We start from the raw sequence: 19,150 nt of genomic DNA on the forward strand, positions 1-19,150 counted from the left end.
CACTGGCCAGACCCTGTTCGCCGATGCTGTGCCCACATATGGTCAAACCTTCACTCAGAACCAGACCACGCTGCTGGCCTACCTACGGGCGCTGCGACGGGTAGATCCGTGTGGCCTTTTGTTGGTACTCAAGGATATTGGTGCTCCCGAATACGTTTCAGGAGACATAGGTGGTTGCTTCGGCTCCATCAAGGTGACGGGTACGGCGAACCCGTCGAGTATTGGCCTGTCGCTGATGTTGGGCGACTATTCCGGTGAGAAGCCCGAATTCACGATCGGCGGAGCGCCCGTGTTTCACACCGCGGGCACCTGCCTGTATGAGTTTCCGATCGCATTGGACAAGCTCCCGGATGCTCCGCGGTTGAAGGGGGCCAAAGTGCCAGCTTTGCGCGTCGTGGTCGTCGACGGATCACGGAGCGCACTGGCGCCGAATTGTAAAATGGCACAACCAGTTATTGGGCTATTAGCCAAGCTGAGCCCGGCCGATATGCCCGTGCGTGATGCGCTGAGCGCGTACCCGATCAAGATTGCTGAACGTGATCCGTGTGAGATTCTCGGCGAGTATCCGGGCAAGGCGGACGACCTGAGGCCATCACTTTTCGGTGATCCGTTCTCATGCCGATTCTCGTTGCAAGACAGCGATACTCAATTCGAGTTGTCTATCAGGACCGGTATCGATGCGCCGTCAAGGCTGCGGGAAGACGTCCGCGACGGTATCGAGTATTTTCACGGACAGGACGGCAGCATGTGTACCAGCATGGTGCGTCTGGGCAAGCCGCTCTATGCCCGTGAGGTTCCGGGCGGTGCCATGCAGGAGAGCAGCACCCCGGAGCGCATTTTCGTCGAGGTGCTCAGCTTCTCGCTGAAGAACGCTGATTGTGCATCAACCCGGGCGATGATCGACAAAGCGGTACGGATCTTCCGCGGTTCGTTCGACTGACGCGCGAGCCGGGACACACTGGCGGAACCCCCGAGCTAGCTGACCAAGCCGTTGCCCCAGCGCTCGGTAAAGGCGATATCGCTGAGCGCTGGCCGCTGCCGGGGGGCATGATCGCGTTCGAGGGTCGATTCGTCGGCCTGGGCGTAGTCATCGAGAACGTCCCCGATCGCGACGACGGCGATGGGCCGCACGTTCTCGGGGATGTTGAACACAGCAGACGTCTCCTCCACCCGGAAACCGGCCATCGGATGGGTGTGCAGACCATGGGAGCGCGCCTCCACACCCAGCTGGGCGATGGCCAGCCCGGCATCGACTGCCGCATACACCGCGGTGTTGTCGTCATCACCCAGGTCGGTGCTCACCAGGACGAGCGCCGCCGCAACTTTTGCGTAAGAGTTTCCCCGATTGAGCAGCTCACTCAGCGCTTCGTGGGTGGCGTCGCCGCGCAGACCCGCGATGTACCTGACAGGGAAGCGCTTACCCCAGCTGGCAGCCCAGCGACCCGCTTCGAGCAGGGCTGTCAGGGTCTCGGGAGCCAGGCTTGCGCCGGGATCGAAATGCCGCGGACTCCAGCGCGAGGCGATCAGCGGCTGGATAGGAACCGAGGTGATGGCGGTACGTTCGGTCGGGTTGCCCATACGGGCCAGGTTATCGAGTTGTCGTAACCCCTTATCCTGATGACTGGATCTCCCCGACCCTGGCCGAACAGCAGGAAGGTATGCCGTGGCGCTCGTCGTCCAAAAGTACGGCGGATCGTCGGTCGCAACGGCCGAACGCATCCGCAGGGTGGCCGAACGCATCGTCGAGACGAAAAAGAACGGCAACGACGTCGTCGTGGTCGTCTCGGCCATGGGTGACACCACCGACGAGCTGCTTGACCTGGCCCAACAGGTCTGCCCGTCGCCGCCGCCGCGCGAGCTGGACATGCTGCTCACCGCGGGTGAGCGAATGTCCAACGCCCTCGTCGCGATGGCGATCCACTCGCTCGGTGCCTCGGCGCGCTCGTTCACCGGCTCGCAAGCTGGCGTCATTACCACCGGTAGGCACGGTAGCGCCAAGATCATCGATGTCACCCCCGGCCGGTTGCGCTCCGCCCTGGATGAGGGCCAGGTGGTGCTGGTCGCCGGGTTCCAGGGTGTGAGTCAGGACAGCAAGGACGTCACCACGCTGGGACGGGGTGGCTCCGATACCACCGCCGTCGCGCTGGCAGCCGCGCTGAAGGCCGACGTCTGCGAGATCTACACCGATGTCGACGGGGTATTCACCGCCGACCCGCGGATCGTGCCGAATGCGGCCCGGCTCGACAAGGTCAGTTTCGAGGAAATGCTGGAGATGGCAGCGGCCGGGGCCAAGGTACTCATGCTGCGCTGCGTGGAATACGCCCGGCGATACAACGTTCCGGTTCACGTGCGCTCGTCGTACACCGACAAGCCGGGCACGATCGTCAGCGGATCAATGGAGGACATTCCTGTGGAAGAAGCGATTCTCACCGGCGTCGCACATGATCGTGGTGAGGCCAAGGTCACGGTCGTCGGGATTCCCGACGTTCCGGGATACGCCGCCAAGGTCTTTCGTGCCGTGGCCGATGCCGAGATCAACATCGACATGGTGCTGCAGAACATCTCCAAGGTCGAGGACGGCAAGACCGACATCACTTTCACCTGCCCGAAGGAGAACGGACCCACCGCGGTGGAGAAGCTGGACTCGCTGAAGAACGAGATCGGGTTCTCGCAGGTGCTCTACGACGACCACATCGGCAAGGTGTCGCTGGTGGGCGCGGGCATGCGCAGCCACCCGGGTGTCACTGCCGGCTTCTGCGAGGCGCTGGCTAAGGCCGGGGTCAACATCGAACTCATCTCCACATCGGAGATCCGGATCTCGGTGCTGGTCAAGGACACTGAACTCGATGCGGCCGTGCGGGCCATCCACGACGCCTTCGATCTCGGCGGCGAAGAGGAAGCCACCGTATACGGAGGCACCGGACGATGACCTCCATCGGTGTTGTCGGTGCCACCGGTCAGGTGGGCGCCGTCATGCGAAAGCTACTGGAAGAGCGTGACTTCCCGGCTTCGTCGGTGCGGTTCTTCGCGTCGGCTCGCTCTGAGGGCAAGAAGCTGACGTTCCGCGGTCGGGAGATCGAGGTCGAGAACACCGAGACCGCCGATCCGTCCGGGTTGGACATCGCGCTGTTCTCGGCCGGTGCGACCATGTCGCGGGTGCAGGCGCCGCGGTTCGCCGAGGCGGGTGTCACCGTGATCGACAACTCCTCGGCCTGGCGCAAGGACCCGGACGTGCCGTTGGTGGTTTCGGAGGTCAACTTCGATCGCGATGTGCGTGGGGTGAAGCTGCCGAAAGGCATTATCGCCAACCCGAATTGCACCACCATGGCCGCGATGCCGGTGCTTAAGGTGCTGCACGACGAGGCGGGCCTGCAGCGGTTGATCGTGTCGACCTACCAGGCAGTCTCGGGTAGCGGCCTGGCCGGTGTGGAGGAACTGGCCACCCAGGTGCGCGCCGGCATCGGCGAGAGTGAGCGGCTGGTACACGACGGCTCCGCCGTCACCTTCCCGGACCCGGTGAAATACGTTGCACCCATTGCCTTCAACGTGATCCCGCTGGCCGGATCGCTGGTTGACGACGGCTCCGGTGAAACCGACGAGGATCAGAAGCTGCGCAACGAGAGCCGCAAGATCCTGGGCATCCCAGAGCTTTTGGTGAGCGGCACATGCGTGCGGGTTCCGGTCTTCACCGGACACTCGCTCTCGATCAACGCCGAATTCGAACGTGAGCTGACTCCGGCGCGCGCTACCGAGCTGCTCGCCGCGGCATCAGGTGTCACGCTGGCCGATGTGCCCACGCCGTTGGCTGCCGCGGGAGCCAACGACTCGCTGGTGGGCCGGATCCGTGAGGATCCGGGCGTGCCGGGTAATCGCGGTCTGGCACTGTTCATTTCCGGAGACAACCTCCGGAAGGGTGCGGCGCTCAATACGATTCAGATCGCCGAATTGCTCGTCGCTAGCTAACGATGAGCGCTCGCGCAAAGAGCGTGGGCAATACACAGGAACTTCACGGGTTTTCCCTGGGTAACGGTCAGTCGGTTCGGTCATGCTCGGGGCATGACAACTCCAGACAATCCCGATACATCAACGAATCCGGTGTCTGTACCGCAGGCACCTGCGCCCGCGCCGCGTTCGGCGAGCAACACCCTGCTGGTAAAGATCGCCGCCGTCGTCGGCATCGTCGCGGGCGCGTTCGTGATCCTTGGCGTCACCTTCGGTCTGGGCGTGCTGGCCGGCTCGCAATGCGGGCATGGCGGACACGGCGGACCTGGCGGGCACGATCGAAGCCGCGTGATGATGTTCGACCGTGACGACGCACCGCCGATGCGGGGCCCGGTGATCATCCAGCGTGGATCGGAGGTAGGGCCGCCGGACTTCCCGTCCGCCCCCGGTGAGCGGCGCCAACTGCCCCCGCCCCCGCAGTCGCCCTCTCAGACCGCTCCTCGTCCATAGCGATCCCACCGCGGCGCCACTGGCTACCCTGTCCAGGGATGGCTAGTGGCGCCGTGGCGTCGGATGGGAGATGAGGCGTGCGGCGCATCGCGGCTCTGTTGACTGCGATGGTCTTAACGATCCTTCAATTGGCTTATATTCCAGCCACACTCGCCGACCCGCTACGTCCCGTTCCGCCGGCTCTCGCTCCCGGTGAGGTGGTGCGGATTGGCCCCGTCGCGGGCACCGGCACCGCGACCTCTGACTACAATCTCGGTGCGACCGACTTGTGCGAGTTCATGGTCTTCACCGGCGGCATGCTGCAGATCTGCGGCGACAGCTTCGCAGGCCAGGGTGTGGGATATGGCGGCTGGTACTCCCCGGTGGCGCTGCGCGTCGACACGGAAACGGTGCCGAACACCTCCGGCGTGCGTCACTCCGGTGTCCTGGGCATCGACCGACCGCTCTTGGAGGACCCGACACCGCCGGGATTCTCCCAACTTCCCGCCGGCGTCATCGATATCAACGGCACCAACTGGCTGTTCATCGCCGTCACCAAGAATTTGATCCCCCAGTCGACACGACTGGTGAAGCCCGACCCCTTCCGCGCGGGATGGCCGACCGTGCCGGGATCGATACGACCTGGGGACTACGCGGGCGGCCAACAGACCCAGATCAGCGGCTACTACGACCCGCTGTGGACACCCGAGTCGCCGAAGGGCTGGGTGTACATCGTCAGCGACGCCTTCGATCGCTCGCGGCCGGTGGTCCTGTACCGGGCCAAGCCCGACACGTTCACCGACCGTGCGACCTGGCAGGGCTGGGGAACAGACGCGCAGGGGAAGTGGGCCTGGGGTGCCGCCGTGACGCCATTGTTCAACGATCACCTGGGCGAGCTGAGTATGAAGATGGTGGACGGACAGGCGGTGCTGTCCTACTTCAATCAGACCACGGGCAACGTCGAGGTGCGGGTCGCTGACAACCCGACGCGTCTCGGTGCGGTGCCCGCGACCACAGTGGTGAATGCCGGGGCCTGGCCGGCGATGGCGGACGAACTTCCCGAGTCCTGGGACAACACCTTGGCTCAGCCGTACGGGGGATACATTGGGCCGGACTCCACGCTCGATCGCCTCAGCATCTACGTCAGCCAGTGGAACACCGACTCTCGCGATCACGCGCCCTATCGGGTGATCGAATTCGCGGTGAACCCGCTGCTTGCCGGTGAGGGCTAACTAACACTCGATTGTTACCAGAGTTTGTCGACCCATGCGAGCTGGCTGGTTAGGACGGGTAACAATGATTGCTAGCGTAACCTCGATCGACATTGCGGCCGTGAGTGGATAACCGGCGGAGAGGGTTCGCGTACCTTCGTTTCTGTGGACGCTGAGCAGCTGGCAACCCGCGCAAGCGAGGCTCTGGCGTCCGGAGACGATAGCGAGGCGCTGCGTCTCGCCAATGATGCGCTGGAGCTGGAGCACAAGAATTCGTTGTCGTGGCGGATCTTGGCCTACTGCCTCGGCAGCATGGGGCGGCATTTCGACGCGATCGATTGCGCGCTTTCCGCAGTGCGATATGGCAGCCGTGACGCCATCAATCACTACACCCACGCATGGGCTCTCCGTGGTGCCCGCAAACCGAATGAGGCGCTCGCGGCGGCCGATGAGGCCCTCGAACTCGATTCCGGGTTCGCCGATGCGCTCGCGCTGCGCGCGGTGATCCGCAATGAGCTGGGTGACCGTGCCGGGGCCATCGACGATATGCGCAGGGCGCGCTCCCTCTAGTCCTCCAGCGGATGACGCTTCAGGAACTCGTCGATGAGGGCGTTGACCTCCTGAGGGCGTTCCAGAGCGGCCAGATGCCCGATGTTCTCCATGACCACGAACTCGGCCCCGGGAATCGCCTCGGCCATGAGCTGGGTCTCCACGACGGGAAAGGTCGGATCCTCCCGGCCCGCCACGACCAGGATGGGTGCGGTGATGCTTCCGAGTAGCTCACGTTGGTCAGGCCGTGCCGGAACCACGCTGTTGACCGCCCAGTAGACGGAGTCGACGTTGAGCTCGCGCAATTCCGCCCGGATTGTCTGCTCTACCTGAGGGCGTTCTCGCATGATGGTGGGCCCGACGAAGGCCTTCACCGCGCGGGTGGTGAGCGGTTCACGGAATCGGCCGAGAAGCCGGACTATCTCGGTGAGCAGCCGAAACTCGACCGTCTGGCGTAGGTTGGCGCGCGAGGCGGTGGCGTTCATCAGCACGGACGCTCCCACCCGATGCGGATACAGCGCGGCGAAGGTTCCTCCGATCATTCCGCCCCAGGAGTTGCCGACGACGTGTGTGCGTTCGATGCCGAGCGTGTCGAGGATCTGTTCGACGGCGCGTGCGCAGTCCTCAAACCGGAACATGCGGTGCAGGGCCTGGCTGTCGCCGTGGCCGGGCGGGTCAACGACGATCACCGTGTACCGGTCGGCGAAGTATTCTGCCTGGTCGGCCCACATGGACCCCGTCATCAGCAGGCTGGACCAGAAGAGGATGGCGGGCCCCTGGCCGCCTACTCGCACGTGCAGTCCGCCGAGGCAGCTTTGGATGTACCGGTCATGCAATGTGGCGCCGCCCATGCGCAGCAGGCTAGCGTCTGTGGACGGTTGACAGGGAAGATCTACAGAATGTGGACATGATTGCCGCCCGGTTTCTGCCGCCAGTGCTGCTCATCTGCTCGAACATCTTCATGACCTTCGCCTGGTATGGGCATCTCAAGTTCAAGGATCACCCGTTGTGGGTGGTTGTCCTTGTCAGCTGGTTCATCGCGTTTTTCGAGTACTGCCTGGCAGTTCCCGCGAATCGCCTTGGCAGTGAGGTGTATTCGGGCGCGGAGCTCAAGGCGATGCAAGAGGTCATCACCTTGACGGTCTTTCTGGGTTTCGCCGTGTGGTACCTGGGCGAGAAGCTCACCCTGAATCACCTCGTGGGGTTCGTGTTGATCGCTGCCGGGGCCTACTTCGTGTTTAACGGCCCGTTCGGCTAGAAGGTCATTTCTTGACTCATTCCAGAAAAGGCGCATACTGGTGGAGTGACCGTAGTGCAGCCCCCCGCCCCAGACGCAGCATTGCGCCGGGCGGGACTGCGTGTCACGGCCCCACGCGTCGCGATTCTGAACGCGGTTGCGGCGCATCCACATTCGACCGCAGACATCATCGCGATGGTGGTGCGTGCCGAGCTTGGGAAGGTGTCCACACAGGCCGTTTATGACGTGCTCAAGGCCTGTGTCAGTGCCGGGTTGGTGCGACGCATCGAACCGGCCGGTTCCGCAGCACTTTTTGAGACGCGTATCGGCGATAACCATCACCATCTGGTCTGCCGTCGTTGCGGTGTCGTCACCGATGTGGACTGCACCGTTGGGCATGCACCGTGCCTGGAGCCGTCACATACCGCGGGGTTCGTGGTCGACGAGGCCGAAATCGTCTTCTGGGGTCTCTGCCCCGCATGTCAGCCCAATTAGTTCAGCCCAGTTAGTCAGGTATCGAGGAGGTTTTCATGTCCATCCGAACAACCACGAACACCGGAATCGCGGTGGAGAGCGACGACGAGTCGTTGACCGCAGGCATCCAGGGCCCGGTCCTGCTGCATGATCACTATCTGATCGAGAAGCTTGCGCAGTTCAACCGGGAACGCGTTCCCGAGCGCATCGTGCATGCCAAGGGTGCAGGCGCGTACGGAGAGCTCGTCGTCACCGCGGATGTCTCGAAGTACACCAAGGCCAAGCTGTTTCAACCGGGCGTGAAAACAGAGTCGCTGGTTCGCTTTTCGACGGTGGCGGGGGAACAGGGGAGCCCCGATACGTGGCGTGACCCGCGTGGTTTTGCCATCAAGTTCTATACCGAGGACGGCAACTATGACCTCGTCGGCAACAACACCCCCGTCTTCTTCATTCGTGATGCCATCAAGTTCCCGGACTTCATCCGCTCGCAGAAGCGGTTGCCGGGATCAGGGTTGCGGGACCACAACATGCAGTGGGACTTCTGGACGCTGCGTCCCGAGACGGCGCACCAGGTCACCTGGTTGATGGGTGATCGCGGGATCCCGAAGAGCTACCGCCACATGAATGGATACGGTTCACACACCTATCAGTGGGTCAATGCCGAGGGTGAGCGTTTCTGGGTGAAGTACCACTTCCGGACCGATCAGGGGCAGGATTTCCTGACCCAGCAGGAGGCGGATGCACTCGCCGGATCCGACGCCGATGCGCATCGTCGTGACCTGTGGGACGCGATCGCGCAAGGCAATTTTCCGAGCTGGACCCTCCATGTGCAGATCATGCCGGTGGCTGAGGCGCAGGGATACCGATTTAACCCGTTCGATCTGACCAAGGTCTGGTCCAAGAAGGATTACCCGCTGATCGAGGTCGGCAAGTGGACGCTCAATCGCAACCCAAGGAACTATTTCGTCGACATCGAGCAGGCTGCCTTCGAACCGTCGAATATCGTTCCGGGGATTGGCTTTTCGCCCGACAAGATGCTGCTCGGCCGGGTCTTTGCCTACGCCGACGCGCATCGCTACCGGATTGGCACCAACTACGCGCAGTTGCCGCCGAACTCGCCACGGGCCGCTGAAGTGAACTCTTACTCCAAGGAGGGGGCGATGCGGTATCACTTCAACGAGCCCGAGGTTCCGGTGTACGCCCCCAACTCCTTTGGCGGTCCGCATGCGGATCCGGAGGCTGCGGGCGACGGCGGCGCGTGGGATTTCGGCGGCACCGCGGTACGCGCCGGGTATGTCCAGCATGCCGAGGACGGCGACTTCGTTCAGGCCGGAACCTTGGTGCGTGAGGTGCTGAACGACGATCAGCGTGCTCGTCTGGCGAGCAACATCGTCGGCCATGTGCTGGGCGGCGTCAGCGAACCCGTGCTGTCCAGGGTGTTCGATTACTGGAAGAACGTCGACCCCGAGCTCGGCAAGGCCGTCGAAGAGGGCGTTCGCGCCGGTCTCGACGCTCAGTAGGCAGTTCTTGGATGGCGCCGGTTCTCTTCAAGGGAGCCGGCGCCTTCCGTATGCTCGTCATATGTCCAATGAGGCCGTCTACACCGCAGAAGCCACGTCGACCGGGGGAGGCCGTGACGGGCATGTTCGCTCCTCGGATGGCCGGATAGATCTAGACACCCGAATCCCAAAGTCGATGGGCGGCAACGGGGAAGGCACCAATCCCGAGCAGTTGTTCGCGGCCGGGTATTCGGCGTGCTTCTTGAGCGCGCTCAATCTGGTCGCCCGAATAGCGAAGGTCCAGCTTGATCCCGCGACGTCGATCACGGCCAAGGTGGGAATCTTCAAAACCCCCGAGGGCGGTTTCGATCTGTCTGCCGAGCTGGACGGGTATCTGCCCGGGTTGTCTCAGGAGGTTGCCGAGGACCTCTTGGAACAAGCCCACGAGGTGTGCCCGTACTCCAACGCCACCCGCGGCAACATCGAGGTTACGGTCAAGGCGCGAGTCTGATGCGTGCTCTCGTCGTTGTGGCGGTGTCGGGGATGGCCCTGGCCTGTGCGCCGTCTGCGTGGGCTGTCGGTCCGGAGGCATTGGACACCGTTCTACAGGAACCCGCTGCGGTCAGCAGGATCGTTGGCACCGAGCTGCAGGCCTCACGCGTCCTTGACGCCCCGACGGGCGGTGTTGAGCTGAGCGAGCCGAACTGTGTGGACTTCGCCGAGGCCGGTTTGGACCAGGTGTTCAATGGGAACCCGGGGACGCTAGTTGCCTACCGGGGCCAGTACTCGAAGAAGTCTGCATCGAACGCGCGGTACTCCGTGCGACAAGCTGTGGGCGTGTTCAATAGTCCGACGGCTGCGGTCGATCCGGTGGTGGCGTTGCTGTTCATGTCGGACTGTTATGGGCATCCAATCAAGATCACCGATGACCAAGGGGTAACGGACTCATGGACATTCACTGAGGGAAGCTCCGGCGGTGGTGCGGCCAGCTGGTCGATGACCAATAGCGCGAACGACCGCAGCTGCTCTGTTGAGATGCGGGCGCGGCAAGAGGTGCTGCTCCAGGTGAAGGTGTGCTCGCCAAGGAACGCTGAACGCGCCGCGTCGCGAATTGCCGATGCGATGGAAGCTGGTGTGTGATGGGAATGACTCGGATTGTGTCGATTTCGGCGGTGGCCGCCGCGTTCGGCTTGGCACTGGCCCCGGCGGCGGGCGCCCGTCCGTCCGATCCGGGGGTCGTCAATTACGCGGTGCTCGCGCGCGGTTCGGTAAGCAACGTCATCGGGTCGCAGCTAGGGTCGCATAGCGAGTTCACTCAGCCGTTCCAGGCGTTCTCGGTGGATGTTCCGGAATGTAACAACTGGTCGGATATCGGGCTGGACGAGGTGTACGCAGATCCGGATCTGGCCTCGTTCCGGGGCGCGACAACGCAAGACTCCGCGACGGATGCAACGCATTTGGTGAAGCAGTCGATCGGTGTGTTCGCCAACAACGATGCGGCCGACCGCGCATTCCATCGGGTGGTGGACCGCACTCAAGGATGCTCTGGGCAGACGGCCACCTTGATCCTGAATGACGGCCGACGCGAGGTGTGGACATTCACCGGACCAGCGGCCGGCGCCGCCGATGCCGCGTGGATCAAGGAGGAGGCGGGTGTTGACCGCCGCTGCTTCAACCAGACCCGCAGGCGCGAGAACGTGCTGCTGCAGGCGAAGGTCTGTCAGCCGGGAAACGGCAGCCTTGCGGTGAACGTGCTGGCCAACACGATGCAAAACGGCCTGGGCCAGTAGGGGATTGGCCCAGGCCGCTCTCAGTTAGACCGACGCGGCGGCTTCGTTGAGCTCATTGAGCGTGGTGGTGGCTTCCAGGTACTCCTGCACCCAGCGCTCGATGACCGCGGCCGACTTCTCCACCTTGGTGAACTGGCCGACAACCTGGCCGATCGGGTTGAAGGCGACATCGATGCTCTGATCCGGGTACTTGTTAGTCGCCGCGACGGCCATCCCGGAAACCATGTACTGCAACGGCATTCCGAGCGGTTCCGGGTTACCTTCAGTCTCCCATGCCACGGTCCAGTCGTTGCGCAGCATGCGCGCGGGCTTACCCGTGAACGAGCGGCTGCGCACAGTATCGCGGCTGCCCGCCTTTGCGTACGTCTCCTGCTGGACCGACGTGGTGTGCGCCTCTTCGACCATCAGCCACTGCGAACCGGTCCACGCTCCCTGCGCGCCCAACGCCAGCGCTGCCGCGACCTGGGCGCCACTGCCGATTCCGCCTGCGGCCAGCACGGGTACGGGGGCGACGGCCTTGACGACCTCCGGCCACAGCACGATAGAGCCCACATCACCGCAGTGGCCGCCGGCTTCGCCGCCCTGGGCGATGATGATGTCCACTCCGGCGTCCGCATGCTTGCGGGCCTGCTTGGCCGAGCCGCACAACGCGGCGACCTTGCGACCGGCATCGTGGATCTTCTGGATCATGTCGGGCGGAGGCGTGCCGAGTGCATTGGCGATGAGCGTCATCTTGGGGTGCTTGAGCGCGATCTCCACCTGCGGGGTAGCGGTGGCCTCGGTCCAGCCCAGCAGCTGCAGGGCGTTGTCATTGCCCTCCTCCATCGGCACGCCGTGGTCGGCGAGGAGCTTGCGGCCGAAGTCCAGATGCTCCTGCGGCACCATCGACTGGAGCATCTTGGTGAGCTCCTCGGCCGGCATGTTCGCGTTCATGCCCTCGTATTTGTTGGGGATGACGATGTCGACGCCATAGGAGTGGTCACCGATGTGCTCGTCGATCCACTTGAGCTCGATCTCGAGCTGCTCGGGGGTGAACCCGACGGCGCCCAGCACGCCGAAGCCGCCGGCCTTGCTCACCGCGACGACGACGTCGCGACAGTGCGTGAAGGCGAAAATCGGAAACTCGATGCCGAGCTCGTCGCAGATGGGGGTATGCATGGCCACTCCTTGGGTGGGTGGTGGGAAAGGTTGGGTGGGTGGTGGGAATCGGTCGGTCGGGCAGGTATGAGAAGGAAATCGTACGCCAGAAAACTGGAACGTGTTCTAGTTTAGATCAGGTCTTGCGCGCGCGGGCGGCGGCTTCCCTACACTCACGCTGACCCAATCGCACGATCCGGGAGTAGCCAGCACATGTTTCCGCATATGGGAGTGCCCGACGCGGCCAATACCGCCTGGGTGCTGACGAGTGCCGCACTGGTGCTCCTGATGACCCCGGCATTGGCCTTCTTCTATGGCGGCATGGTGCGCGCCAAGAGCGTCCTCAACATGATGATGATGTGTTTCTCGGCCGTCGCCGTGGTGTGGGTGCTCTGGGTGGCCTATGGGTACTCGATGGCGTTCGGCACCGACATGGGTGGCGGGTTACTTGGCGATCCGTTCCAATTCGCCGGATTGCGGCACCTGTTCGAAGGCGATTACAAAGCTTCCTCGGTTCCGCTGTGGGGGCCGACCAAGATCCCTGCATTGGTGTTCGTCATGTTCCAGGCCGGGTTCGCCATGGTGACGGTGGCGCTGATCGCCGGTGCGGTCGCCGATCGCATGCGCTTTCTCCCGTGGATCGCTTTCACGGCGCTATGGGCAACCCTGGTCTACTTCCCGGTGGCGCACTGGGTGTTCGCGGTCAAGGGCACCACTGCCGAGAAGGGCGGATGGCTCGCGAACCTGGGCGTCATCGACTTCGCCGGCGGCGCCGCCGTGGAGATCAACTCGGGCGCCGCCGGTCTGGCACTGGCGATCATCCTCGGCAAGCGGCACGGCTGGCCGCGCGAGGCGATGCGTCCGCATAACCTGCCCGCGGTGATGCTCGGAGCGGGGCTGCTGTGGTTCGGTTGGTTCGGGTTCAACGCGGGGTCGGCATTGGCCGCCGACGGCACCGCGGCCCTTGTCATCGCCAACACCCTTGGCGCGGGGGCAATGTCGATGGCGGCCTGGCTGCTGGTCGAGAAGATCCGGCACGGCAAGCCGACCTCCTTCGGTGCTGCCTCGGGTGTGGTGGCGGGGCTCGTGGCCATCACGCCCTCCTGTTCGTCGGTCACCCCGATAGGCGCCCTGGTCATCGGAGCGGTAGCGGGCGCTTTCAGCTCGTTGGCCATCGAGCTGAAATACCGCTGGGGATACGATGATTCGCTCGACGTCGTGGGCGTGCACCTGGTTGGTGGCATCGTCGGCACGTTGATGATCGGCGTTGTCGGCAGTGCCGCGGCACCTGCCGGTGTCAACGGGCTGCTGTACGGCGGCGGACTGCATCAGTTCTGGTTGCAGCTTGTCGCTGTCATCGCGGTGCTCGTCTACTCGGTCGCGATTACCGGGCTGATCGGTCTGGGTCTGCGGCATTCCATGGGCATCAGGTCGCATCCGCAGCACGAGTCCGATGGTCTCGACGATGCCGAGCATGCGGAGTCGGCCTACGAGCTGGCCACCACTCGCGGTGGTGGGCTCATCAACCCTGGGCGCTGAATCTGCCGATTCCGGGCAGGAATCGTCCGACCCGGGCTGCGTAGTCGCGGTAGGTCCTGCCGTGTGCCGCGAGGAGGTAGGGCTCCTCAACCACGCGCACCTGCAGTTCGATGGACGTGACGAGTAGCACGAAACCACTGAGGGCCAACGGGTTCGGGATCATGAGGGCAGACCCGGCGGCGAACGTCAGCATTGCCGTGAAGATCGGATTGCGGACCCATCCGAAAACGCCGGTGCTCACCAACGTGGTGGTCTCCCGGGTGTCGACGCCTACCCGCCAGGATTCGCCCATGGTGTGTTGCGCCCAGACTGTCGCGACGATTCCCGCCGTGGCCAGTGCGATTCCCGCGGTCTGCAGAGGCCGGTTATCAAGCGCGGCAAGGGGAGTGATGAGCGCCGTCAGCTGCAGAATGGGTGCGAGCAAGGCTAGGACTATCGCGGCGATGAATCCCGCCCCCGCGAGCCATTCGCGCGAGCCTGCGCGGTCATGGAATCCGTGGATCCCGCTGGAGCCGGTTGCGCGCCACTGTTGGTAACTCTTCCAGCCGAGCCCAGCAGCGATGAAGACCAGATACAGGACGAGCGCCGCCGCGGCCATGAACTTCCCTTCCACTAGTGCATACATCCGCATGGAACAATGCTTAAACGTGACTGTCAACACCATGAAGGGGTCTCGAGGTGGCTAGCCGCCTACCGCGGCCATAGCCGCCACGTGCTGGTCGCGGCGTCGTATCCGCGTGCCCGCTCTGCTGCTTCGGCCACGGTTCAGCCCGCGGTCAGCTCGTAGAAGAACAGCACCGCGACAAGAAATGCGGCATGCTCGTCGGGTGCTTCTTGTGGCGCGAAGTAGCCGACCGCGCCCGCGTCCAGGAACGCATCCGCGAGTTCCGGGCTCCCCGTTTCGCACCCGATGGACACCACGAAACTTCCGGTAAGCCGCAGGTGCCGGCGTACCTCGTCGGCACCCATCAGCCCGGTAAACGGTTGTTCGGAAGCTATCGGCTCGCCGAGTTCGGGGAGCAAGATCCGACCGTCGTCGCCGTGGCATCCCAGGATCACAAAGGGCGCGACCTGCCGATCACTGCCCAGCGCCGCGACAATATGCCGTGGCTGTCCGACAGGGTGGTAGTGCACCCTGATCCCAAACTCCTCCAACGCATCCCGCAGCGGGCGGGCAGAGGAATCGGCGATGTCGATGAGGTCGACTTCTGTCCACGCCAGCGCTCCGGCGACAACATCATCGATACGCGACTGGGGGACGCGTGGCAGCTTAGGCGCCGATCCCGGAGCCGGGCCACCGAGTTTCGTCCGCAATGTTGCTGAAAGGTACTGCGGTAATGCCCGTCTCGATTGTCCACTCGGCGGTGACACCTCTCCTCTAGGCTCCTGCAGATATGAGGACTGTTCTGGGGGTGGCGTCGTTTCTTTGTGTGCTGGTTATGGCGATGACGGTGTCTGCGGGTACCGCGTCGGCGGACCCCGACGAGCTTCCCGTGCTGGTGGACGCGCTGCCCGCTCTGATGCTCGAGCCCAGGGACGTGAGTCCTGTCATGGGGGCCGGCATGCATGTGTCCGGAGATTGGGCCGGGCTGGTGTCGGATCGGACCGACAGACCCGAATGCGGCAGTGTGGTTTTCGCATCGACGGCGAGCTATGAATCGTCCAATTATTTATCCGGGCGGTACCGCTCATTGGTGGACAATCCGAGCTGGACGCGGCTGGTGGACCAGAGCATGGTGATCTTTCCTGAGTGGTCGGATGCGACGGACTTCGCGCTTAGTGAGGCGGATCGCTGGCGTGCCTGCGAGAACCAGCGGGTCACTTCGCTTCTGCCGCAGCCGGACGGAAGCACGCGTCGTGAATGGGTGCAGCTTCGCAACATCGTCCAAGTGCAGGAGGTTCTGGTGGTCGGCTACGCGTGGCCGACGGATTTTGGTGGAGTGATCTACTGCCAGCACGCGCTGGCGCCGCTGCGGAACGTGGCTATCGATGTGCGGGCATGCGCGGAACGGGACGGCAGCCGAGCCCTCGATCTCATCCTGAGTCTTCTGCCTCGGGTGGCCCGGGCATAGGCGAAATGAAAGACGCTGCGAGAAAAGCGGTCCCGGGTAGCGTTGGGAACGTGCCCGACAGAGACGGCCTCATCGTCTGCGGCGAGACACTCGTTGATCTGGTCCCGGCGGCTGGCGGATTGTGGCGCCCGATACCCGGAGGCGGCCCGTACAACACCGCGATCACCGCCGCGAAGATGGGCGTTCGGACGGCGCTTCTTACCCATGTGTCCGGCGATGCCTTCGGGCGTCAGTGCGTACAGAACCTGGCCGAGGTAGGTGTCGATGAATCATTGGTCATGCGCCATGATGTTCCGACGACATTGGCCGTCGCCGACGTCGACCAACACGGAGCGGCCCAGTATCAGTTCTACTGGCAGGGAACCGCCAATGATGTTGCGCCCTCGTCACTTCCCGATCCGGTGCGCGTTCCGGTGGCCATCTGGGCGGGTTCGATCGCCAGCGTGCTCTGGCGTGAGCGCGATGAGCTACGCGCGTGGATCATGCGGCACTATGCGGACATTCCGCTCACCTTCGATGTGAACGTGCGCCCGACGCTCGTCGGCGACCGAGAGACGTATGTCGCGCGTATCGCCCCATGGTTGTCCATTGCGGAGGTGGCGCGGGCCAGCACCGAAGACCTTGAATTCCTGTACCCGGGCGGGTCGGTCGAGGGCGTGGTTGGCCGTTGGTTCGACGAGCACCCGCGCCTCGAGATCGCGTTGGTCACTTGTGGGTCGGCGGGGTCGTTGGCCTTCCTGCGGGGTGAACCGTCGCCGCTGCACGTCCCTGCCCACGAGGTCACCGTCGTCGACACCGTCGGCGCCGGTGACACGTATACCGGCGTTTTCCTCGACGGGTTCTATCAGCGCCGGCTCGATCTGCCTGAGGCGTTGCGGCGCGCGGCGGTGGCCGCGGCGATCACCTGCACCCGGCCCGGGGCGCAACCGCCGGATGCGGCCGAGCTGACCAAGGAACTGCGCCGGGTGGCTCACTAGAGTTCAATACACAACAACCGGGAGCCCATCGAAGGCCTAGTGAGGGGGAATGCATGCGATCGGTGGTGGGGGCACTGACGGTGGCACTGGGCGCCGTGTACCCGGCCGTCGCACTCGCCGAACCTTCACCACACGTGCCGCCCGCGTCGATCGATCGACTCATGTTCACGCAGCAGGAGGCAGAACAGGTGATGGGCGTCGGTCTCCCCAATATTCACCGGCAGAGTGCGACCTTCGCATCGGATACCGATCGGCCGGATTGCGGAAGCGTTGTGTTGGCTTCTGTGTCGAGCTACGACCGGTCCTCCTACGTGGCGGCGCACTCCCAAGCGTTGTGGGATCACTCCGGCTGGTTCACCTTGGTCGATCAAAGTGTGGCGGTGTTCAGCACGGATGAGGAGGCCCGAGATTTCGCGCGGACCGAGGCCGACCGCTGGCGCAAGTGCGAACAGCAGACGATCAACGTCTCTGAACAGTCGATCGATGGCACTACTCTGACGGCGACGGTGGACATCCGGGGTGTCACGCAGGTCGACAACGTTCTGGCCGTTGGCTACGGAAGGAACGATGCCGCGTATGCCGCATGCCAGCACGTGCTTCTGGGCGAACGCAATGTCGCAATTGACATTCGCACCTGCTCAACGGTTTCCAAGAGTGGTGGTGAGCGCGCCTTCGAGTTGATGAAGATCGTCGGCCCGCGGGTGTGGGAGGTCTGAGCCATGAGAATGTCGGCGATGACGGTCGTGCTGATGGTGGCCGCACTGGTATTCGCGGCGCCCGCTTCCGCCGAACAGGGCGTGCCGATACCGCCTGCCGCGATCGACGATCTGATGGTGACACCGGAAGAGGCGTCCTCCGTTATGGGAGCGACTTTTCCGGTCGTCGATCGGCGCAACGCCCTCTCCGACCTCACGACGGATAGACCGGACTGCGGCAGCGTGGTCCGCCCGTCAGTGGCCACCTACGACCGCGGCCCGTACATGGCCGCGCACGAGCAGTACTTGCAGGACAGCTCACCGTGGAACGTGCAGGTTGCACAAAGCATCGCTGTCTTCCCCACGGATGCCGAGGCGCGTGACTTCGCCTCCAGCGAGATGGACATGTGGTTGAGGTGTGCGAAGCACACCGTGTACGACTCCGCGCAATGGAGATACGTGATCGGCTCGTTGCACCGAGACGATGACGCGGTAGTTGGTTCCTACGTGATGATTACGAACGACGGAGCGCGCATGTCCTGCTCGCGTGTACTGGCCAGGGTGCGCAACACCGCGACCGATCTACGAGGATGCTCGGCAGGTCCAGAAAGTTACCAACGGCTGTTGGGGATCGCGAAGATCATCGGACCGCGCTACGACGCCGCCTGAACACGCACCGCGCGTCGGGGATTGACCGACGTCTGCAGGGTGGCCACCGCAGAACCGGCCTGGGTCACCGCGAACCGATGCAGGTCGGCCATGCTTGCGGTGCTCCCCGCGATGGTGCCATCGGACAGCCGCGCCTCGCCGCAGGCCACAGTGACCGGCAGCTGGCCCAACTGATAAGCACCGTCCGGCATTCCGGCCGCACACATCGCATCGGTGACAAGAGCGATCCGGTCGGGGCCCACCGTAGCCAGCACCATTCGGTAGATCGCGGGGTGGATGTGGACACCGTCGGCGATCAGCTCGATGGTCACCTCTGGGCTCTCCAGGAGCGCCGGGATGGGGCCGGGTTCGCGGTGGTGGATCGGGCGCATGGCGTTGAAGAGATGAGTGGCGACTGTCGCACCAGACGAAATGGCCTGCAATGTCTGCTCATACGTGGCATCGGTATGTCCTACTGCGGCCACCACGCCGCGCGCGACGAGTAACTCGATGGCCGGGATTGCACCTGCGAGTTCAGGCGCGATGGTGACCATCCGAATGTGCCCGGCCCCGGCGTCCAGTAGCCGCTCCAGCTCGGCGAGATTCGGTGTGCGCAGCAGGCGTGGATCATGAGCACCGGCATACCGTGGTGACAGCCAGGGGCCTTCGAGGTGAATCCCGGCGATGCCATCCGCACCCGCTATCCCGGCAAGCACACGCACGGCGCTCAGCAACTCATCGGGCGCCAGGGTGACCAGGCTGGCCAGCATCCCGTCAGTTCCATGGGATTGATGCCATTCTGCGGCAACGCGATTGGCCTCAGGATCGTCTCCGAATGATGCGCCGCCTCCGCCGTGCACGTGCATATCAAAATACCCGGGCATGGTCACT

22 protein-coding genes and 1 pseudogene are annotated in these 19,150 nt (G+C 63.8%); 17 read left to right on the top strand and 6 right to left on the bottom strand.

Annotation, left to right across the window (positions count from 1 at the left end):
- The first annotated feature begins 28 nt into the window (after window positions 1-28).
- Window positions 29-940, top strand: a complete 912-nt coding sequence (locus B4383_RS08060) for a hypothetical protein (RefSeq protein ID WP_078290160.1) — start codon at window positions 29-31, stop codon at window positions 938-940.
- Window positions 941-975: 35 nt separating this feature from the next.
- Here B4383_RS08060 and B4383_RS08065 read toward each other — a convergent pair whose 3' ends face one another.
- Entirely contained in the window at window positions 976-1,578 is a 603-nt protein-coding gene (locus tag B4383_RS08065; protein WP_078290066.1) for a nitroreductase family protein, read from the bottom strand.
- 85 nt (window positions 1,579-1,663) lie between these two features.
- Between B4383_RS08065 and B4383_RS08070 the strand changes: the two genes are divergently transcribed.
- The 5 genes from B4383_RS08070 (at window position 1,664) to B4383_RS08090 (ending at window position 6,212) form a co-directional block, all read left to right on the top strand.
- Window positions 1,664-2,929: an aspartate kinase gene (locus tag B4383_RS08070; protein ID WP_078290067.1), complete on the top strand. Its 1,266-nt coding sequence runs from the start codon at window positions 1,664-1,666 to the stop codon at window positions 2,927-2,929.
- On the top strand, window positions 2,926-3,963 hold the full coding sequence (locus B4383_RS08075; RefSeq protein ID WP_078290068.1) for an aspartate-semialdehyde dehydrogenase: 1,038 nt from the start codon (window positions 2,926-2,928) through the stop codon (window positions 3,961-3,963). Before B4383_RS08070 ends, B4383_RS08075 begins: the two co-directional genes overlap by 4 nt.
- Before the next feature lie 93 nt (window positions 3,964-4,056).
- Window positions 4,057-4,452: a hypothetical protein gene (locus tag B4383_RS08080; RefSeq protein WP_078290069.1), complete on the top strand. Its 396-nt coding sequence runs from the start codon at window positions 4,057-4,059 to the stop codon at window positions 4,450-4,452.
- Window positions 4,453-4,580: 128 nt separating this feature from the next.
- The gene (locus B4383_RS08085) at window positions 4,581-5,663 is read left to right on the top strand and encodes a DUF4185 domain-containing protein (protein WP_353615624.1); all 1,083 of its coding nucleotides are present in this window, start codon (window positions 4,581-4,583) and stop codon (window positions 5,661-5,663) included.
- 144 nt (window positions 5,664-5,807) lie between these two features.
- A complete protein-coding gene (locus B4383_RS08090; RefSeq protein ID WP_078290070.1) occupies window positions 5,808-6,212 on the top strand; it encodes a hypothetical protein in 405 nt (134 codons plus the stop codon).
- On the opposite strand, the gene B4383_RS08095 is transcribed toward B4383_RS08090, so the two are convergent.
- Window positions 6,209-7,042 (bottom strand): alpha/beta fold hydrolase, encoded by an 834-nt coding sequence (locus tag B4383_RS08095; protein ID WP_078290071.1) that lies wholly within the window; start codon window positions 7,040-7,042, stop codon window positions 6,209-6,211. The two genes, B4383_RS08090 and B4383_RS08095, sit on opposite strands and share 4 nt — an antisense overlap.
- 56 nt (window positions 7,043-7,098) lie before the next feature.
- Between B4383_RS08095 and B4383_RS08100 the strand changes: the two genes are divergently transcribed.
- The 6 genes from B4383_RS08100 to B4383_RS08125 all read left to right on the top strand — a co-directional run bounded on the left by B4383_RS08100 (window position 7,099) and on the right by B4383_RS08125 (window position 11,191).
- Window positions 7,099-7,449, top strand: a complete 351-nt coding sequence (locus B4383_RS08100; protein ID WP_030095976.1) for a DMT family protein — start codon at window positions 7,099-7,101, stop codon at window positions 7,447-7,449.
- Window positions 7,450-7,503: 54 nt separating this feature from the next.
- Window positions 7,504-7,923, top strand: coding sequence for a Fur family transcriptional regulator (locus B4383_RS08105; protein WP_078290162.1), 420 nt, complete (start codon window positions 7,504-7,506; stop codon window positions 7,921-7,923).
- A 35-nt stretch (window positions 7,924-7,958) separates the two neighbouring features.
- Window positions 7,959-9,422 carry a catalase gene (locus B4383_RS08110; protein ID WP_078290072.1) on the top strand — a complete coding sequence of 488 codons (1,464 nt, stop codon included), beginning with the start codon at window positions 7,959-7,961 and terminating at the stop codon, window positions 9,420-9,422.
- 61 nt (window positions 9,423-9,483) lie between these two features.
- Entirely contained in the window at window positions 9,484-9,912 is a 429-nt protein-coding gene (locus B4383_RS08115; RefSeq protein ID WP_078290073.1) for an organic hydroperoxide resistance protein, read from the top strand.
- Window positions 9,912-10,541, top strand: a complete 630-nt coding sequence (locus B4383_RS08120) for a sensor domain-containing protein (protein WP_078290074.1) — start codon at window positions 9,912-9,914, stop codon at window positions 10,539-10,541. The genes B4383_RS08115 and B4383_RS08120 overlap by 1 nt, the downstream gene beginning before the upstream one ends.
- Window positions 10,542-10,546: 5 nt before the next feature.
- Window positions 10,547-11,191, top strand: a complete 645-nt coding sequence (locus B4383_RS08125) for a sensor domain-containing protein (RefSeq protein WP_286143809.1) — start codon at window positions 10,547-10,549, stop codon at window positions 11,189-11,191.
- Window positions 11,192-11,215: 24 nt separating this feature from the next.
- Here the strand turns inward: B4383_RS08125 and B4383_RS08130 are convergent, their stop codons facing one another.
- Window positions 11,216-12,349, bottom strand: a complete 1,134-nt coding sequence (locus B4383_RS08130) for a nitronate monooxygenase family protein (protein ID WP_078290076.1) — start codon at window positions 12,347-12,349, stop codon at window positions 11,216-11,218.
- 192 nt (window positions 12,350-12,541) lie between these two features.
- Here B4383_RS08130 and B4383_RS08135 point away from each other — a divergent pair, with 192 nt between their 5' ends.
- Window positions 12,542-13,867 (top strand): ammonium transporter, encoded by a 1,326-nt coding sequence (locus B4383_RS08135; protein WP_078290077.1) that lies wholly within the window; start codon window positions 12,542-12,544, stop codon window positions 13,865-13,867.
- Here the strand turns inward: B4383_RS08135 and B4383_RS08140 are convergent.
- Together B4383_RS08140 and B4383_RS08145 are read right to left on the bottom strand one after the other, a co-directional pair.
- Window positions 13,851-14,465 carry an isoprenylcysteine carboxylmethyltransferase family protein gene (locus B4383_RS08140; RefSeq protein ID WP_078290163.1) on the bottom strand — a complete coding sequence of 205 codons (615 nt, stop codon included), beginning with the start codon at window positions 14,463-14,465 and terminating at the stop codon, window positions 13,851-13,853. The genes B4383_RS08135 and B4383_RS08140 overlap by 17 nt on opposite strands.
- A 92-nt stretch (window positions 14,466-14,557) precedes the next feature.
- Window positions 14,558-15,136: pseudogene (locus tag B4383_RS08145) on the bottom strand (hypothetical protein).
- Window positions 15,137-15,279: 143 nt separating this feature from the next.
- Between B4383_RS08145 and B4383_RS08150 the strand changes: the two are divergent.
- Genes B4383_RS08150 through B4383_RS08165 form a run of 4 tightly spaced genes read left to right on the top strand, consistent with a single transcriptional unit; the run spans window position 15,280 to window position 18,280 of the window.
- Window positions 15,280-15,939: a sensor domain-containing protein gene (locus B4383_RS08150; RefSeq protein WP_078290078.1), complete on the top strand. Its 660-nt coding sequence runs from the start codon at window positions 15,280-15,282 to the stop codon at window positions 15,937-15,939.
- Window positions 15,940-15,989: 50 nt separating this feature from the next.
- Window positions 15,990-16,916, top strand: coding sequence for a PfkB family carbohydrate kinase (locus B4383_RS08155; RefSeq protein ID WP_078290079.1), 927 nt, complete (start codon window positions 15,990-15,992; stop codon window positions 16,914-16,916).
- Window positions 16,917-16,969: 53 nt separating this feature from the next.
- Window positions 16,970-17,632 carry a sensor domain-containing protein gene (locus tag B4383_RS08160; RefSeq protein WP_078290080.1) on the top strand — a complete coding sequence of 221 codons (663 nt, stop codon included), beginning with the start codon at window positions 16,970-16,972 and terminating at the stop codon, window positions 17,630-17,632.
- A gap of 18 nt (window positions 17,633-17,650) precedes the next feature.
- The gene (locus B4383_RS08165; protein WP_139360626.1) at window positions 17,651-18,280 is read left to right on the top strand and encodes a sensor domain-containing protein; all 630 of its coding nucleotides are present in this window, start codon (window positions 17,651-17,653) and stop codon (window positions 18,278-18,280) included.
- On the opposite strand, the gene B4383_RS08170 is transcribed toward B4383_RS08165, so the two are convergent.
- Complete coding sequence (locus B4383_RS08170; protein ID WP_139360627.1) at window positions 18,265-19,149, bottom strand: N-acetylglucosamine-6-phosphate deacetylase; 885 nt, start codon at window positions 19,147-19,149, stop codon at window positions 18,265-18,267. The two genes, B4383_RS08165 and B4383_RS08170, sit on opposite strands and share 16 nt — an antisense overlap.
- Between the last annotated feature and the right edge of the window lies 1 nt (window position 19,150).

Origin of the sequence: Mycobacterium sp. D16R24 (assembly GCF_002013385.1) — a bacterium.
Classification (GTDB): domain Bacteria; phylum Actinomycetota; class Actinomycetes; order Mycobacteriales; family Mycobacteriaceae; genus Mycobacterium.

Coding starts and splice junctions, on each gene's coding strand:
- B4383_RS08065 (WP_078290066.1), bottom strand. CDS start 1,578: ATGGGCAACCCGACCGAACGTACCGCCATCACCTCGGTTCCTATCCAG.
- B4383_RS08075 (WP_078290068.1), top strand. CDS start 2,926: ATGACCTCCATCGGTGTTGTCGGTGCCACCGGTCAGGTGGGCGCCGTC.
- B4383_RS08080 (WP_078290069.1), top strand. CDS start 4,057: ATGACAACTCCAGACAATCCCGATACATCAACGAATCCGGTGTCTGTA.
- B4383_RS08095 (WP_078290071.1), bottom strand. CDS start 7,042: ATGGGCGGCGCCACATTGCATGACCGGTACATCCAAAGCTGCCTCGGC.
- B4383_RS08100 (WP_030095976.1), top strand. CDS start 7,099: ATGATTGCCGCCCGGTTTCTGCCGCCAGTGCTGCTCATCTGCTCGAAC.
- B4383_RS08110 (WP_078290072.1), top strand. CDS start 7,959: ATGTCCATCCGAACAACCACGAACACCGGAATCGCGGTGGAGAGCGAC.
- B4383_RS08115 (WP_078290073.1), top strand. CDS start 9,484: ATGTCCAATGAGGCCGTCTACACCGCAGAAGCCACGTCGACCGGGGGA.
- B4383_RS08120 (WP_078290074.1), top strand. CDS start 9,912: ATGCGTGCTCTCGTCGTTGTGGCGGTGTCGGGGATGGCCCTGGCCTGT.
- B4383_RS08125 (WP_286143809.1), top strand. CDS start 10,547: ATGACTCGGATTGTGTCGATTTCGGCGGTGGCCGCCGCGTTCGGCTTG.
- B4383_RS08130 (WP_078290076.1), bottom strand. CDS start 12,349: ATGCATACCCCCATCTGCGACGAGCTCGGCATCGAGTTTCCGATTTTC.
- B4383_RS08135 (WP_078290077.1), top strand. CDS start 12,542: ATGTTTCCGCATATGGGAGTGCCCGACGCGGCCAATACCGCCTGGGTG.
- B4383_RS08140 (WP_078290163.1), bottom strand. CDS start 14,465: ATGGCCGCGGCGGCGCTCGTCCTGTATCTGGTCTTCATCGCTGCTGGG.
- B4383_RS08160 (WP_078290080.1), top strand. CDS start 16,970: ATGCGATCGGTGGTGGGGGCACTGACGGTGGCACTGGGCGCCGTGTAC.
- B4383_RS08165 (WP_139360626.1), top strand. CDS start 17,651: ATGACGGTCGTGCTGATGGTGGCCGCACTGGTATTCGCGGCGCCCGCT.